Annotated in this window: 10 protein-coding genes; 6 read left to right on the plus strand and 4 right to left on the minus strand. The window is 53.3% G+C overall.

Annotated features, from left to right (window positions below; genetic code table 11):
• Positions 1–15: 15 nt before the first annotated feature.
• From miaA to miaB, 4 genes are read right to left on the minus strand one after another with little or no spacing between them, the layout of a single operon-like run.
• Complete coding sequence (gene miaA / locus ACJA3I_RS09515; protein WP_458862365.1) at positions 16–963, minus strand: tRNA (adenosine(37)-N6)-dimethylallyltransferase MiaA; 948 nt, start codon at positions 961–963, stop codon at positions 16–18.
• On the minus strand, positions 963–3020 hold the full coding sequence (gene mutL, locus ACJA3I_RS09520) for a DNA mismatch repair endonuclease MutL (protein WP_458862366.1): 2058 nt from the start codon (positions 3018–3020) through the stop codon (positions 963–965). Before mutL ends, miaA begins: the two co-directional genes overlap by 1 nt.
• A complete protein-coding gene (mutS, locus tag ACJA3I_RS09525; protein ID WP_458862367.1) occupies positions 3020–5632 on the minus strand; it encodes a DNA mismatch repair protein MutS in 2613 nt (870 codons plus the stop codon). Before mutS ends, mutL begins: the two co-directional genes overlap by 1 nt.
• Before the next feature lie 15 nt (positions 5633–5647).
• On the minus strand, positions 5648–7069 hold the full coding sequence (gene miaB / locus ACJA3I_RS09530; RefSeq protein WP_458862368.1) for a tRNA (N6-isopentenyl adenosine(37)-C2)-methylthiotransferase MiaB: 1422 nt from the start codon (positions 7067–7069) through the stop codon (positions 5648–5650).
• Between the two features lie 702 nt (positions 7070–7771).
• On the opposite strand from miaB, the gene trpS reads away from it, so the two are divergent.
• From trpS to ACJA3I_RS09560, 6 genes are all read left to right on the plus strand, one after another.
• Positions 7772–8755, plus strand: a complete 984-nt coding sequence (gene trpS, locus ACJA3I_RS09535; protein WP_458862369.1) for a tryptophan--tRNA ligase — start codon at positions 7772–7774, stop codon at positions 8753–8755.
• A 196-nt stretch (positions 8756–8951) separates the two neighbouring features.
• Positions 8952–9479, plus strand: coding sequence for a GNAT family N-acetyltransferase (locus ACJA3I_RS09540; protein WP_458862370.1), 528 nt, complete (start codon positions 8952–8954; stop codon positions 9477–9479).
• Between the two features lie 168 nt (positions 9480–9647).
• A complete protein-coding gene (locus ACJA3I_RS09545) occupies positions 9648–10316 on the plus strand; it encodes a response regulator transcription factor (RefSeq protein WP_458862371.1) in 669 nt (222 codons plus the stop codon).
• Positions 10313–11698: a sensor histidine kinase gene (locus ACJA3I_RS09550; protein WP_458862372.1), complete on the plus strand. Its 1386-nt coding sequence runs from the start codon at positions 10313–10315 to the stop codon at positions 11696–11698. Before ACJA3I_RS09545 ends, ACJA3I_RS09550 begins: the two co-directional genes overlap by 4 nt.
• An 88-nt stretch (positions 11699–11786) precedes the next feature.
• Positions 11787–13520, plus strand: a complete 1734-nt coding sequence (locus ACJA3I_RS09555) for a stalk domain-containing protein (protein ID WP_458862373.1) — start codon at positions 11787–11789, stop codon at positions 13518–13520.
• 12 nt (positions 13521–13532) lie between these two features.
• Entirely contained in the window at positions 13533–16409 is a 2877-nt protein-coding gene (locus ACJA3I_RS09560) for a stalk domain-containing protein (RefSeq protein WP_458862374.1), read from the plus strand.
• Positions 16410–16450: the final 41 nt, after the last annotated feature.

The raw sequence follows: 16450 nt of genomic DNA on the forward strand, positions 1-16450 counted from the left end.
TTTATGATGGCCTTTTTATCTTACTCCGCACTCCGTGGCGATTTTTGTCGCACTCTGAAACACCTGTGTAAAATTATGGGAACTATTGTAAACGATCCAGTGCACTCTGGGATCTTTGCCGAACCAGGTCAGCTGGCGTTTGGCGTAATTGCGGCTTTTCTGCCGCAAAAGATCCGCCGCCTGGGCAAGGCTGCATTCCCCTTTCAGAAAACCCAGCATTTCCTTATAACCGATGGCCTGCGCCGCGGTGCCTTCCAAAACGCCCTGTTCATATAAAGCGCGGGCTTCTTCCACAAGCCCCATTTTCAGCATCTGATCCACGCGATTGTTGATGCGGTCATATAAGATCTGCCGCGGGTCGGTGTTCAGCCCCAAAATCACGGCATCGTAGCGAGGCGGCAGCTCCTTGGTTTTGCGGTTATGTTCCGAAATGGTTTCGCCCGTCTGTTCAAAAACCTCAAGGGCACGCAAGATCCGTTTTTTATCGTTCAGGTGCAGTTTTTCGGCGCTTTCCGGGTCTACCCGCGCCAGGCGCTCCATCATGGCGGCGGCGCCTTCCCGCTGCCACGCTTCTTCCAGCCGGCTGCGCAGCAGCGTTTCCTGCCCGCCCTGCGAAAAATCGCGCCCCGCGATCAGCGCGTCGATATAAAGCCCCGTTCCGCCGCAGACGATGGGCAGCTTCTTTCGCGCGAGAATATCCTCCACACAAACGGTGGCTTCCTCCACATAACGCGAAACCGAATATTGTTCGCCCGGTTCGGCCACATCGATCATATGGTGCTTTGCCGCCGCCTGTTCTTCGCGGGTGGGCTTGGCGGTTCCGATATCCAGCCTGCGATAGATCTGCATCGAATCGGCCGAAACGATCTCGCCGCCGAACTGTTGGGCCAGCGCGATGGCCAGGGCGGTTTTGCCCGAAGCCGTGGGGCCTTCCACCACCAGAATTTTTTGCTGCTGTGTCATCAAACGATCCTCTTGAATTGTTTTTCGATTTCCTGCCGGCTCATGCTGAAAAGCACGGGTCTGCCGTGGGGGCAGCTGCGAACCTTCGGGTCCGCCAGCACTTTTTGCGTAAAGTTTCTCATTTCATCAATATCTGTAAATGTACCTGCTTTTACAGCTGTTTTGCAGGATACACTTTTGATGATCTCTTCCAGTGCATCCGCTCTGGCGCGCCGCAGATCCATCATTTTCTGGGCGATATCGGTGAGGATATAGTTGATATCCTTTTCCTGCACATACATGGGAACACGCCGCACCAAAACGGAAGAATCGCCGAAATCTTCCACTTCGAACCCCACTTTTTCCAGCTGCTGCCGATGTTCCATCAGCGCCGCTTTCTCTAAGCGGCTCACCGAAATGGGCATCGGGGCCAGCAGAGTCTGGGCGTCTTCGCCGCCGCTTTGGTCAACGATTTTGTTGTAGATCATGCGTTCATGGGCGGCGTGCTTGTCGATCATTACCATTTCATCCCCGATCTGAACCACGATATAGGTGGCGAAAAGTTCGCCGATCAGCCGAAATTCGGGGGATTCTTCGCGGCCGTTCTCTTCTTTCGGCGCGGAGAATTCTTCCTCCGTTTTCACCGGAACCGTCACCGCTGCGGGGGCTTCCTGCTGCTTTGCCGTCTGTTCCTCTGCCGGGCAGGCTTGTTTTTTCGCTTCTTCAGCGGGTGCCGTGCCCTCCAGCGCTTCGGCTTCTTCAGGGCTGATCTCAACCGAGATGCCCTGTCTTCCCGTGCGATATCCGCCGATCCTGAGGGGCGTTTCTTTCCGCGCCCCGCCAAAGCTTTTTTCTTCGGGCTTTACCACCGCTTCTTTTTCCGTAAAAGCGGAGGCCTCCCGCGGTTCAAACTTTGTCTGATAAAGCGTTTTAGCGTCGCTGGCCAGCTTGGCCGCCGATTGGCGCTCGCTTTCCGGTATAGTGAACAGCGGCGAGCGATAGCCGGTGGCCGCCGCCGGGCGATAAGTGCTTTCGGCCGCCGGGGCCTGCGGTTTGCTTTCAGCCTCGGGTTCCGCTTCGGCAGCTGCCGTCTGCCCTTCCAGCGCCGAGGTCACAAACTGATAAACTGTGCTGAAAACCTCTTTTTCGTGGGCGAACTTCACTTCCATTTTTGCGGGATGCACATTCACATCCACCGCGGAAGCATTGATCTTCAAATCTAAAAAACAGGCGGGGAATCTGCCGTGCATCATATAGCCCGAATATGCCTGCTCCACCGCCGCCGTGAGCAGCTTTGAACGAATGGCTCTGCCGTTGACCATAAACACCTGCATCCCGCGGTTGCCGCGCGAATAGCCGGGCGCCGAAAGATAGCCCATCACCTGCACTTCGCGCTGGCTGCCCGAAAACGCCACCATCTGCCCCGAAAATTCTTTGCCATAAATGGCATAGATCACCGAAAGCAGGTTGCCGTTTCCCGAAGTATACAGCTGTTCTTTACCGTCTTTGATAAAGCGGATGGCTATTTCCGGATGAGCCATGGCCACCTGTTCCACAGCCGATGCGATATATGCCGCTTCGGTCTGATCCTTTTTCAAAAACTTCATGCGGGCGGGGGTGTTATAAAACAGATCCTTGATGACCAATGTGGTGCCGTCGGGGCATCCGGTTTCTTCTTCTGAAATCACTTCGCCGCTTTCAAGGATCAGATGCGTGCCCAGTGGGGCGGCGGCGGGCTTGGTGAACAGATCTACCTTCGAAACCGCCGCGATAGCCGCCAGAGCTTCACCGCGGAAGCCCAGCGTATGAATGGCGGTCAAATCGTTTTCATATTTGATCTTGCTGGTGGCATGGCGCAAAAAAGCCGTTTTGGCGTCTTCCGGCTCCATGCCGCATCCGTCATCGGTGATGCGCATATATAAGATGCCGCCGCCGCGAATTTCAACCGTCAGGTTGCGCGCGCCGGCATCGATGGAATTTTCCATCAGTTCCTTGATGACCGAAGAGGGGCGCTCCACCACTTCGCCCGCGGCGATCATGTTGGCCACCTGCGGCGAAAGAACAGCGATTTTTGCCATTACGAACCCTCCTTTGCTTCCTTGCTCAGTTCATATAAAAGCCCCAGCGCTTCGATCGGGGTCAAAGTATCCGGTTCCAGCTCTTTGAGCCGCTGGGTGATCTTGCCGTTTTCGGCGCTGCCCATGGTCATCTGCATCTGCGGCTGAGGTTCTTGCTGCGCGGCCCGCCCTTTTTCGGGCTGTTTCTGTTCGATTTCGGCCAGAACCGCTTTGGCCCGCCGGATCACCTGGGCGGGCAGCCCCGCCAGTTTTGCCACCTCGATGCCATAGCTGTCGTCTGCGCCGCCGCGCACGATCTTGCGGATAAAGGTGATATCGTCACCGCGTTTTTTCACCACGATATTATAATTTTTCACCCCGGGCAGCAATTCTTCCAGCTCGGATAATTCGTGGTAATGGGTAGCAAATAGCGTTTTGGCGCCAAGCGTTTTCTTATCCGCCACATATTCCAGAACCGCTCTTGCAATGGCCATGCCGTCAAAGGTCGAAGTGCCTCTGCCGATCTCATCCAGAATCAACAGGCTTCTTTCCGTGGCGTTTTTTAAAATATCCGCCACTTCGCTCATTTCCACCATAAAAGTCGATTGCCCCGAAGCCAGGTCGTCCGAAGCTCCCACGCGGGTGAAGACCCTGTCGCAAACGCCGATCTCGGCGCTGGCCGCCGGCACAAAGCTGCCGCATTGCGCCATAATGGTGATCAGCGCCACCTGGCGCATATAGGTGGATTTGCCCGCCATATTCGGCCCCGTGATAATGGCCACGCGGTTCTCGCCGCAATCTAACGCGGCGTCGTTGGGCACAAACAGCGCATCGCGCAAAACGCATTCCACCACCGGGTGGCGGCCGTCGCGGATGATCAGCTGGTCTGAATAATCCACATCGGGCATCACATAATTCTGTTTCTGCGCCGCCAGCGCAAAGGAACACAAGACATCCACCGCCGCCACCGCCTGAGCCGTTTGCTGAATGCGGTGGGCGTTTTGGGCCACTTCTTCTCTCACGCGGCAAAACACCTGATATTCCAGCGCGGTGATCCGTTCGCCCGCAGAAAGCATTTTTGCTTCCAGCTCTTTCAGCTCGGGGGTGATGAATCGCTCGCAATTGGTCAGCGTCTGCTTGCGGATATAAGTTTCGGGGGCCTGCGATGCATAAGATTTGGAAATTTCGATATAGTAACCGAAAACCTTGTTATATCCCACTTTCAGCTTGGGGATCCCCGTGGCTTCGCGCTCGCGCTGCTCGATTTGCGCCAGCGTGTCTTTTCCGCCGTTCAAAAGATGACGCAATTCATCGATCTCGCTGTCATAACCTTCGCGGATCATGCCGCCTTCACGAACGGAAAACGGCGGGTTTTCATCGATCGCCCTGTCGATCAGCCCCGCGATATCCTCCAAAGGGTCGATCTCGCCGCAAAGCTCGGCCAGAAACTGGTTGCAAAAAGGCTGAAGCCCCAAACGGATCTGCGGCAGGGCCATGCAAGTCTGCTGCAGCGAACGCAGGTCGCGGCAGTTGGCGCTGCCGAAAACGATGCGCCCGATCAGGCGTTCCATGTCATACACGCTGCGCAGAGCTTCTTCCAAAGCGTCGCGCGCCTCGCGGTTTTGCAGCAGCGCTTCCACCGCGCTTTGGCGGCGGCGGATCTGCGCCACATTCACCAGCGGTTTTTCAAGCCATTGGCGGATCAGCCGCCCGCCCATGGCGGTTTTTGTGTGATCCAGCACCCAAAGCAGGCTGCCCTTTTTGGCCCCTGTGCGCATCACGGCGCAAAGCTCTAAATTTCGCCGTGCGCCCGGGTCCAGCTGCATAAACTGCGCCTGCCCGTAAATTTCAAGCTTGTTGATCTGTTTCAGTTCGTTTTTCTGTGTTTCATGCAGATAATTCAGCAGCCCGCCCAGCGCCAGCAAAAGTTCGGGGTTTTCTTCCAGTTCCCCCTGCAGGGCCTGATCGGGTTCAAAATGCTGCCGCACCAGTTCTTCCGCAAGCTCTTTCAAAAAATAGCCTTTGGGCAGTGTTTCGGTGTGGCAGGAATATTTCTCTTTAAAAAACTCCGATAATTCGCCGTTGGCCGCCGCGCCATCGGAAAGCACCACCTCGCTGGGCGAAAAGCGCCCCAGTTCGCTGATCACGGCGCTGCCCAAATGTTTTCCCGTCAGCTGGGAAGCATGCATCTCGCCCGTGGAGATATCGCAAAAGCAAATGCCCGCTCCGCGGCCTTCGAGATAAACGCCTGCGATGAAATTGTTTTTGTTTTCTTCCAGCATCGCGCTTTCGATCACTGTGCCGGGGCTGATTTTGCGAATCACTTCGCGTTTCACAAGCCCCTTGGCCAAAGCGGGGTCTTCCATCTGCTCGCAGATGGCCACTTTATAGCCTTTTTGAATCAGGCGCGCGATATAGCTTTCGGCGCTGTGGAACGGCACGCCGCACATGGGCGCGCGTTCTTCCTGCCCGCAATCGCGGCCGGTGAGCACCAGTTCCAGTTCTTTTGAAGCGATCTGGGCGTCTTCGAAAAACATTTCATAAAAATCGCCCAGGCGATAAAATAAAATGCAATCCTGATTTTCGTCTTTAACTTTCTGATATTGCTGCATCATGGGCGTGAGTTCGGCCATGTTGTTTCCCCCGTTTTATTCCACAACCGCGCCAAACAGCGCCCATGTGGTATGTTTTTCGATTTTCACCTGCGCAAACCGGCCGATCAGCGAAGCATCGCCCTTGATGCGCACAAGTTTCATGCTTTCCGTGCGGCCCGTCAGCGGATAATCCGCATCGTCGCCGGTGCCATCCACCAAAACGCGGCAGGTTTTGCCCACATAAGTGGCATTGATCTCGTTTGAGATCTGGTTCTGCACCGCCAGCAGCTCTTCGAACCACTGTTTTTTATCGGCGGTGGAGGTGTGGTCTTCGATCTCGGCGGCCACCGTGCCTTCGCGCTTGGAATAAATAAAAGTAAACAGGCTGTCGAACCGAACTTTTTTCACCAGTTCCAGGGTCTGTTCAAAATCTTCCCTTGTTTCGTTGGGGAAGCCCACGATCACATCGCTCGTCATGGGAAGGCCGGGCATCTGCCGCCGCGCCGCTTCCACCAGCCCCAGATATTTTTCGGCGGTATAGCGGCGGTTCATTTTTTCCAAGATCTCATTGCTGCCCGATTGGAAGGGCAAATGAAGCTGCTTGGCCACTTTGTCGCATCGCGCCATGGTCTCATATAATTTTTCGGTGGCGTCTTTGGGGTGGCTGCTCATAAAGCGGATCAAAAATTCGCCGGGAACCGCGTTGAGCATTTCCAAAAGCTGCGGGAAATCACATTCGAAATCCGCATCGTTGCCATAAGAATTCACATTCTGCCCCAGCAGCGTGATATCTTTATAGCCCGCTTCCACCAGCTTGATGAATTCTTCCCGCACGGCCTCGGGGGTTCGGCTGCGCTCGCGCCCGCGAACATAGGGCACGATGCAATAGGAACAAAAGTTATTGCATCCATACATGATCGGCAGCCACGCCTTGATGGTGCGGTCGCGCACAGGCTGCACACCTTCTAAGATCACGCCGCTTTCTTCACCCGAGATATCGAAAACTCTCTTTTTGGTGGAAAGATTCTGCCAAAGCAGCTGTGGAAAGCGGTAAAGCGCATGTGTGCCGAACAAAAGATCCACCACTGGGAAACTTTTTTTCACCTTTTCCTTGATGCGTTCCTGCTGCGCCATGCATCCGCAAATGGCCACCACCAAATTGGGGTTGCGCCGCTTCACATGGGTCAGCGCGCCCACATTGCCGAATACGCGCTGCTCGGCGTGTTCACGCACGGCGCAGGTGTTGAAAATCACCACATCCGCCTGTTCGGGGTCGTTGGTAAACGCAAAACCCATATCGGTGAACATCCCGCGCAGCAATTCGGTATCTGCCTCGTTCTGCTGGCATCCATAGGTATCCGTGCAGGCCAGCGGCTGTTTTTCTGATTTTTCAAGATAATATTGTCTGATCTTTGCGCAATATTCCTGTTGCTGCAACAGTTCTTCCTGGGTGATGGTATGGGCCGCGTTCTTCATAAAATTCCTCCAAAATGCCGCCCCATGGCGGGCATCTTCATTTTCATTGTCTAATCGTGTTTTATTTCATGTTCCACGCCATAGGTTCCTATGGGTTTCACGGGTTTTGCATTTTTCGATAATTAATTGCATTATACCACTTCCTGCATGATATCGCAACAAACCCGCCCTTCTTTGCCGCGCCCGATTATGGCTTTTTCAGCGTTTTGCCCCATAGCGCAAATAGAAAAATCATCTGCAAAGGCGGCTGTTTTGCCCGCTGTGCAAAACTTTTTCCCTCCTCTGCCCTGCGGCAAGGCGGGTTCCTTTTTGATTTGCTGCGTCCATGCCCCCGTTTGGGTGGTTTTTTGGTTGACTTGCCCCGCGCATTGTGGTAGAGTAAATACAATTTAACAACAAACCGTTGAGTAAGAGAAGTAATCTTGACAGCGAAATTCCAGAGAGCCGCCGGTGGTGCGATGGCGGCATTTCAAGTTTTGATGAATGGACTTATGAGGGCAGCCCGAAAAGAAGATTCCCAGTAGGCGCTGACGGAACATCCCGGCCGTAACACGGGAAGCGCATGACTGTGCGTGCTTTAAGGTGGCTGCAGAATATTCTTCTGCCCTTAGGGGCAGAAGTTTTTTTATTTTTAAAGGAGTTGGTTTGATGTTTGACGACTGGTGGTGGTATCAAAAAACAATTTGAAAGGATCTTATCAACATGAAAAAAAGAATTTTAACCGGCGATCGAACCACGGGGCGGCTGCATCTGGGCCATTATGTGGGCAGCCTGCAAAACCGCGTGAAGCTTCAAAACGATTATGAAACCTTTATCCTGCTGGCGGATGTGCAGGCGCTGACCACCCATTTTCAGAACCCCGCCCTCATCAACCAAAGCATTTATGATGTGGCCATCGATAATTTATCGGTGGGGCTCGACCCTGAAAGCGTCTGTTTCGTTCAGCAGTCGCAGGTGCCGGCCATTGCCGAACTGACGGTGTTTTATTCCATGCTCGTTTCTGTGAACAGCCTGCGCCATAACCCCACCATCAAAACCGAAGCAAAACAATATGGCTATGATGACCTGAGCTATGGGTTTTTGGGTTACCCTGTCAGCCAGACGGCAGACATCACTTTCTGCGGCGCAGATCTTGTTCCCGTTGGGGAAGATCAGCTTCCGCATATGGAGCAGGCGCATAAGATCGTTCGGCGTTTCAACGATCTTTATGGCGCAGCGCTCAAGGTGCCCCAGGCGCTTTTAAGCGCCACCCCGCGCCTTGTGGGGCTTGATGGCAACAGCAAAATGGGCAAAAGTCTTGGCAACGCCATCTATCTTTCCGATGATCGCGATACCGTCACGGCAAAAGTAAAGGCGGCACTCACCGATCAAAACAGAGTGGCCCTCACCGATAAGGGGAACCCCGATCTCTGCATGGTCAGCGCCTACCATGAAATCTTTAACGGTGAAGAATACCCCGGGCTGTGTGAAATGTGCCGCGGCGCAAAAATAGGCTGTGTCGCCTGTAAAAAGCTGCTGGCGGCCCGGCTGAATGAGATGCTTGAGCCTTTCCGTGAAAAAAGAGCCTACTATGAAGCCCATAAAGAAGAAGTCAGAGAAATCATTGCTTCGGGCACAGGAAAAGCCAATGAGATCGGCGCCGAAACCATGCGAAAGGTCAAATCGGCGATGGAGGTTTCTTTATAAATTTCCCGCCCTTTTCCCCTCTGTTTGTCTGTTTTATTCTGATAAGGCTGTTTCCGATTGGGAACGGCCTTTTTGCTTTCCGTTTTCACCTTTCTGCCTTATTGCGTGCCCGATGGTTTTTTGATACAATTGAAAAAACTTGGAAACCGCGGGAAACGCTGATATTCTATCGGCATCAACACAGGAGGAATTTTCTATGAACCTGAAACACGGTCGTTTCGTCATCCGCAGCGCCACAGAAAAAGATGCCCCGCAGCTTGCTTCCTGGTGGAACGACGGCAAGGTCATGGCGCATGCCGGTTTTCCCAAAGGGTTGGGGCAATCGGTGCACAATATTGCCGCCAGCCTTAAAAACGATAGCGATGATACACGCAGAAGGTTGATGATCGAACTGGATGGAACCGCCATCGGCGAAATGTCTTATCTTCTCCAAGAAGGCCAAACCGCCGAAGTCGGCATTAAAATATGTGATTTTTCAGAGCAGGACAAAGGCTATGGAAAAATCCTGCTGAGTATGCTGATCTCTTTTTTATTGAATGATGCGGGCTGCCGAAAAATCGTTCTCGATACCGATTATGAAAACAAAAGGGCTCAGCATGTCTATGAAACGCTGGGCTTTCAAAAATTGCGCGTCAATGAAAACGCCTGGAAAGATCAAACAGGCCAATGGCGCTCTTCGGTGGATTATACGCTTGTGCCGAAAAACTTCGTTTCTTTTCTGTAATGCTGTTTTCCGTTGCTGCCGCCCTTTTGCGGTTCTTTGCGAAAACAAAGATCCCCTCAGGCGATAACCTTTCTTGCCGCGGCATGAAACAAACATCGATTGGCTTGCCATTTCATCTGTTTTTCACATTTGAAGCACAAAATGTTTCTTCTGGAAGGAGGCAATCTTATGACAGTCTTAATTGCGGATGATGACATCGCTCTGCGCAAGCTGCTGCGGGATATCCTTAAAAAGCAGGGTTATCAAGTCATCGAAGCGGCCAACGGCCGCGAAGCCATTGATGCCTTTTTCGGCCGTGAAACGCCGGATCTGGTGATTCTGGATGTCATGATGCCGATCTATGACGGCTGGGAAGTTCTGGCCGAAATCCGGTCGCGCTGTGATGTGCCGGTGATGATGCTCACAGCACTGGGCGATGACCGCCATGAGATACAAGGGCTCACACACGGCGCCGACGATTATATCGCCAAGCCCTTCAGCTATGAAATATTTGTGGCGCGGGTCAATGCAATGCTGCGCCGCCCCCTGAAAGAGCAAAGCGCGGTCTTATGCGCAGGCGATCTGCTGGTGGATCAAGCTCTTCACAAAGTAAGCTTCAAAGGAAACGAGATCCTCCTCAACAACAAGGAATACCGGCTTTTGTGCTTCTTTCTGCGAAACCGCCGCATTGTTCTCACACGGGATAAGCTGTTGGAAAATGTATGGGGATTCGACTTTGAGGGGGATGAACGAACGGTGGATGCCCATGTGAAAATGCTGCGCGCCAAGCTTGGCGAAGCGGGAGATCAAATCAAAACCATTCGCGGCACAGGCTATCTGTTTGAGGGAAAACTATGAGACATTCCATCAAAACGAAGCTGTTTCTTCTGTTTGCGGGCGTTCTTGCGGCGTTTCTTCTCGCCGGTTGTCTTTGCAGCACCCTGTTTTTGCAGCGCTATTATATCGCTGAAAGCAAGACGCTTTTTGCTGAAACCGCGGCGCAGGTGGAAGCTGCACTGCTTGAAAACAAGGCACAGCTGCAAAGCATGATCGAGGCCATCGACCGCATGGAATCCATCAGCATTGCCGTAGCCTCTTCTGACCAAACCGTTCTTTATACCTCCTACCCCCAAAAAGATAAAAGCGGTGCGAAACTGCCAAAAGAAATTGCCGAATTGATCACACAGGGCGGCAAAACGGTCTATGGAAAAGTGTCGGCCGGCGAGAATTCGGCCGCGCGCATTGCCTATGCCAAGCTGGCCGGCAGCGGCGAATGGATCGTGCTCACAAAGCAGCTTAAAGGCGTTACAGAAAGCGCCGCCATCGCCAACCGCTTTTTTGCCCTCTGCGCCGCGGCCGCGCTTTTTCTCGGCGGGCTGGTGATCTATCTGTTTTCGGGAAAAATCGTAAAGCCTGTTCTTGAGATGAACCGTGTTGCCGGAAGCATCGCAGAACTTGACTTTCAGATCATCCCCGATATCCGATCGGCCGATGAACTGGGCGAGCTGGCGGGCAGCATCAATATCATCTCTGAAAAGCTCAAAAGCAGTGTGAATTCTCTGAAAAAAGATGTGGCTTATCAAAAACAGCTCACGCGGGATACCTCGCATGAACTGAAAACGCCCATCGGCGTCATCAAGGGTTATGCCGAAGGGCTGCTCTATGGCGTTGCCGACGATCCTGATTCCATAAAAGAATACTGTTCGACCATCGCGGCGGAATGTGACCGCATGGATGGGCTTGTAAAAGATATGCTGGAGCTCTCGGCGCTGGAAGCCGGCGGCGCCGCGCCTCAAAAAACAGAATTTCGCGCAAAGCTTTTGCTGGATGATCTTCTCGACGGCTTTCACCCCCTATTAGAAGATAAAGGCGTGCGCTGCATCTGCGAATGCCCTGAGCATCTGACTGTATGCGCCGATTATGCCATGATGAAGCGGGCGCTGGGCAATTATCTCACCAACGCCGTGCGCTATGGCGATGAAAACCGCTATCTTCGGCTTTCTGCCGAAAAAGATGGTTCACGCATTCGATTCTCTGTATTCAACGCCGGTTATGGCATATCTGAGCCTGAGATCACAAAAATATGGGATGCTTTCTATAAAGTTGACAAAGCACGCACGCGGGAAGACGGCGGGCACGGCCTGGGCCTCTCCATTGTAAAATCCATTGCCGCGCTCCACGGCGGAACAGTCGGCGCGGAAAACCAAAAAGGCGGGGTTGAATTTTTTATCACGGTGTGAAGGATTTCACGGCAATTTCACAAAACGGGCGGATACTGTCTTTCATAAAAGGCGCTCACACCGCGCCACACTGAAAGGAGCGTTTGCAATGAAGAAAATCAAACGGATAGGGCTGGCACTCGCGGCTGCGGTTTTCACCGCATCTGCCGGAACTTTTGCCGCCGTGAGCAGTCTCTCTGCCCAAACAGGAACCGGAAACAGAGCAATAACCCAGGCAAACCCGCCAGCCATCCAGACGACAACCGCCCAGAACACAAATCAGGGCGGCGGCTATTCCACCGATCAGGCGCTGTCTGACAAAGCACAGCTCTCCACCATCGCATTTTCCGGCCTTGCCTTCATCACCGGCAACGACGGCGCGGATACCTTTTTCCCTCCCGGAAAAGTGGCTGATTTTTTTGGTTTTCAATATATGCGCGATGTCGATACGGCGGGCTATGGTCACAACACCCAATTCCTTTCCCGGGTGGCCAACAATGTTCTGTATATCCTAAATGACGAGCAAAAAGCGCAGCTGGTGACGCTGGCCAAAGAGCAGGCCCCGCTTTACACTCAGTTCGCTTATAATCGTCTGCCGCTGATCAGCGCGTTTCGCCGCAATCTGGAAGGCGATCTCCCCGCCGGGGCCACGGCGCTTTCCAATGACACGGCTGCAGCATATACTTCAAATCTGTATAAAATAGATGCCGAAATGAGCTATGGCCGCGCGATCGCTGTTGGAAAGATCATTCAGTCTTTTACCGATGAACAAAAAAGCTATCTGGCCAAGATGAAGTTTGATGATTTCAACACATGGCCGGATATCGCCGAAGACGACAAGCTGAAATCCAGCCTGAGCAACAATGAATTCGTCTGCGTGATGACCTATGCCAGTGAACTGTTCTCTTGGTTCAAAGGCAGCGCAGAGGCCGATGCCTACTTCTGCCCTGAGCGCCACGGCACCTATTTCGGCGGTTTCTTCATGAAAGATTATCCGGCGATGAATAATCCCGATTACTTCATCAGCACCTCTGTCACCGGCGACAAAGGCCAAGAATTTCTTGATATTCTCAACGACAGCCAGCGAAAACTCATCGAAGGTATCATCCCCGCGCAAAAAGACAGCATGGCCGAGATCGCACAGATCCGGGCCGAAGTATCGGCGCAGCTGCGCAAAGCCATGACCGGCGACACGGTCGATCAGGAAAAAGTCTATTCTCTCATCGAGCGATATGGCGAACTGGATGGCACCGTTTCCGCGCTTTATGCCCAGCGGTTTGCCGAAGTGAACAAAACGCTGACCGATGCCCAGCGCGCCGCGCTGATCAAGCTGCGTGATCTGGATGTGGAAGTAAAGGGCGTTTACCGCTTTTCTTCCCCGGTCGGTACACCCTCTTTGCCGGATACTGATTTCTTCTTCGGTGTGGAAGCCATGCCGTCAAATGCGGGCATCTTTCCCGCGCCAACAGATTTTGGCGTAGAAGCAGCAAAACCCGGCGGTGTGAAAGTGACCCTGAACGGAAAGCCGATCGCGTTTGATGTGCAGCCCTTCATCAAAGATGGCCGAACCATCGTGCCCGCCAGAATGATCGCCGAAGCGCTGGGCGCCAAAGCGGAATGGGATTCTTTCACACGAACGGCCATCATCACCAAAAATGCCGATGTTATCTGCCTTCCTGTGGGCAGCAAAGATGCGCAGGTGAACGGAAAAGCAGTGACATTGGATGTTCCTGCCGAGATTCAAAATGGCCGCACGCTGGTGCCGCTGCGCTTTCTCGCTGAGAATTTGAATTTCACCGTGAAATGGAACAGCGCCTCAAACACGGCGGAACTTACGACATAAGGAACGGTTCATATGAAAAGAAAAATGCTTCTCTTGCTTCTTGCGCCGGCGTTGATCCTTACCGCGGCCTGTGTTCTTCACGGTGCGGCAACGCCCGCCGCGGCAGCATCCTCCGCCTTTCCCGGAACGATCCTTCTCGGGCGCCCCACAAGTACAGAGATGACTGTTTCCGTGACGCCCACAAATGGATCTTTTTCAGTCTATGCACAATGGGGAAACGACAGCGGCAGCTTCCCGCAAAAAAGCGCCGCCGTCACAGCCACAGCCGCCAGCCCCGCCGTCATTACCATGACGGATCTCGCGGCCGATAAGGTCTTTTACTACCGCATCTGTTTCAAAAGCACGGGCGATCCCGATTACTTTCAATCGCCGGAATACCATTTTCAGATGCCCCGTTCGGCGGGGAATGCCTATTCCTTCGTTGTGCAATCCGATTCTCATCTGTTGAATAAAGCCGACCCCGCCCTTTATAAGACCTCTATGGAAAATATGGCGGCTTCAAACCCGGATTTCATGTTCGATTTGGGCGACGCGTTTCTGAACGATCAGGTCAAAACAGACCCGATTCACCAGGATGCAGAAAAAATCCGTTCCCATTATACCCAGCAGCTCCCCTATTTCTCCATTGTGGCATCCCGCGCGCCGCTCTTTCTCACCATGGGAAATCACGAGGGCGAGTATGGAAACTTTTTTGATGGTTCCGACAAAAACCTCGCCGCCATGGCAACACTGCTGCGCAAGACCTATTATGAAAATCCGGTTCCAAACAGCTTTTATTCCGGCAACACAGAAACAGAGGATGTCTGCGGCCAACCGGAAAATTACTATGCCTTCACTTGGGGCGATGCTTTGTATGTTTCTATCGACCCTTACCGCTACACCACGGCCGACCCCTATAATACCGATGGCGGCTGGGATTGGACACTGGGCAAGACCCAATATGACTGGTTCAAAAAAACGCTGGAAACCAGTTCTGCAAAATATAAGTTCGTTTTCAGCCACCATGCCATAGGCAACTTCCGCGGCGGCGCAGAGATTGCCACCCTCTATGAATGGGGCGGCTATGATAGAAATGGCGCCTACCTGTTTGATAAAATGCGCCCGGGCTGGGGCGAACCCATTCAAAAAATCATGGAAAACACGGGGGTTACCATTTTCTTTCAAGGGCATGACCATCTGTTTGCACGGGAAACCGTCAACGGCGTCATTTATCAAACGCTGCCCAAGCCCGCCGAAACAGTCGCCGATAAACAGTCCAATCCCGATGCCTATCCGCATGCGGATATTCTGGCGAACTCAGGCTATCTGAATGTCACTGTGAGCAGCGCAGGCGTGCAGGTGGATTATATGCGCAGCTATGACATGCTGGATACACAGGGCGCAAACGCCGCCACCGGCGCTGTTTACAGTTATACAGTAGACTCTTCCCATCATCTGACCAAACTCGCCGGTGCATCAGAAGATTTTTCTCATTACGGAACGGGGCTCACGCCGCTGGGAACCGGCGGAAGCACCATTCCCTCCCCCATAGCAAAAAACCCGACTGTCTGGGTAAACGGAACGCAGATCCAATTTGACGCTCAGCCCTTCATCGACGCAAACGACCGCACACAGGTGCCGATCCGCTTCATTGCAGAAGCTCTGGGCGCCGATGTGCGGTGGGATTCCGCCGAACGCACGGCGGTCATTGAAAAAGGCGGCACGATCATCCGCCTGCCTGTGGGCAGCAGCACGGTCTATGTGAATGAAGCGCCCAAGGCATTGGATACCACCTGTTTTATTCAAGGTGAAAGAACCTATGTTCCCATAAGGTTTGTCAGTGAGTTTCTCGGGGCGGCTGTCGAATGGGATCAGATCCGTTGCCGCGTCGTCGTCACAACAGCTTCTTCCCCCGCTTCCGGCGCGGTGACCTTTGGGCGCGGCGCTGATTTCACCTTTGATATTCAGGCGGATTCCCATCTGGATGAAAATACCGTTCCATCCCTCTATGCCAAGACGCTTTCTCAGATCAAAGCTGATTCTCCCGCGTTTCTGATGGATCTGGGCGATACATTCATGGTGGAAAAACTGGCAAAAACCTATGACGAAGCCGCGGCGCGTTTCGCGCTGCAGAAGAAATACCTGAATGCTCTGGGCGCAACGCCGCTGTTTCTTGTCAACGGCAACCATGATGGAGAGCAGGGATGGTCCGCCAGCGAAAAAACGGAATGGACCAAATCTCTGCGAGAAGAATATTTTCCAAATCCCCTGTTGGGCATAGCCGCATATTCCGCCCCGGCGGATGGCAATTACTATGCGTTCAATTATGGCACCGCCCTCTTTATCGTGCTGGATCCTTATACTTTTACCACCGTAAAACGCCAGTCTGATGCAGATGGATGGAACTGCACGCTGGGTAAAGCCCAATATGACTGGCTGTCGCAGACACTTGCTGCCAGCAATGCACCGTATAAATTTATATTTCTCCACAATATGGTGGGCGGCCTCGGCAAGGATAGCCGCGGCGGAATGGAAGCCGCGCAATACTTTGAGTGGGGAGGCCGCAACTTTGACGGCAGCAGCGGCTTTGCGGCGAACCGCAGCGGCTGGGCGATGCCAATCCACGACCTGCTGGTCAAATATGATGTGACCGCGGTTTTTCACGGCCACGATCACTTCTACGCAAAGCAGGAAAAAGACGGCATCGTCTACCAGATGGTGCCGCAGCCCGGCACGCCGGGCAACAGTATCGCTGATGCGGATAAATTCGGCTACAAGAGCGGCACGCTTCTGCCCTCTGCCGGATATCTGCGGGTGCATGTCGCTTCCTCCGGGGTGACGGTGGAATATGTCAAGGTATCAGAAACCGGAACCACCAATATCGCAAACGCCTATTCCATCAGCCATTAATCTATAACACGGCCCCCAGCGCTTTAAAAAGCGCCGCGGGC

The sequence above is a fragment of the Acidaminobacterium chupaoyuni genome (assembly GCF_047936785.1).
In the GTDB taxonomy this organism is placed as follows: Bacteria; Bacillota; Clostridia; order Oscillospirales; family Butyricicoccaceae; genus Acidaminobacterium; species Acidaminobacterium chupaoyuni.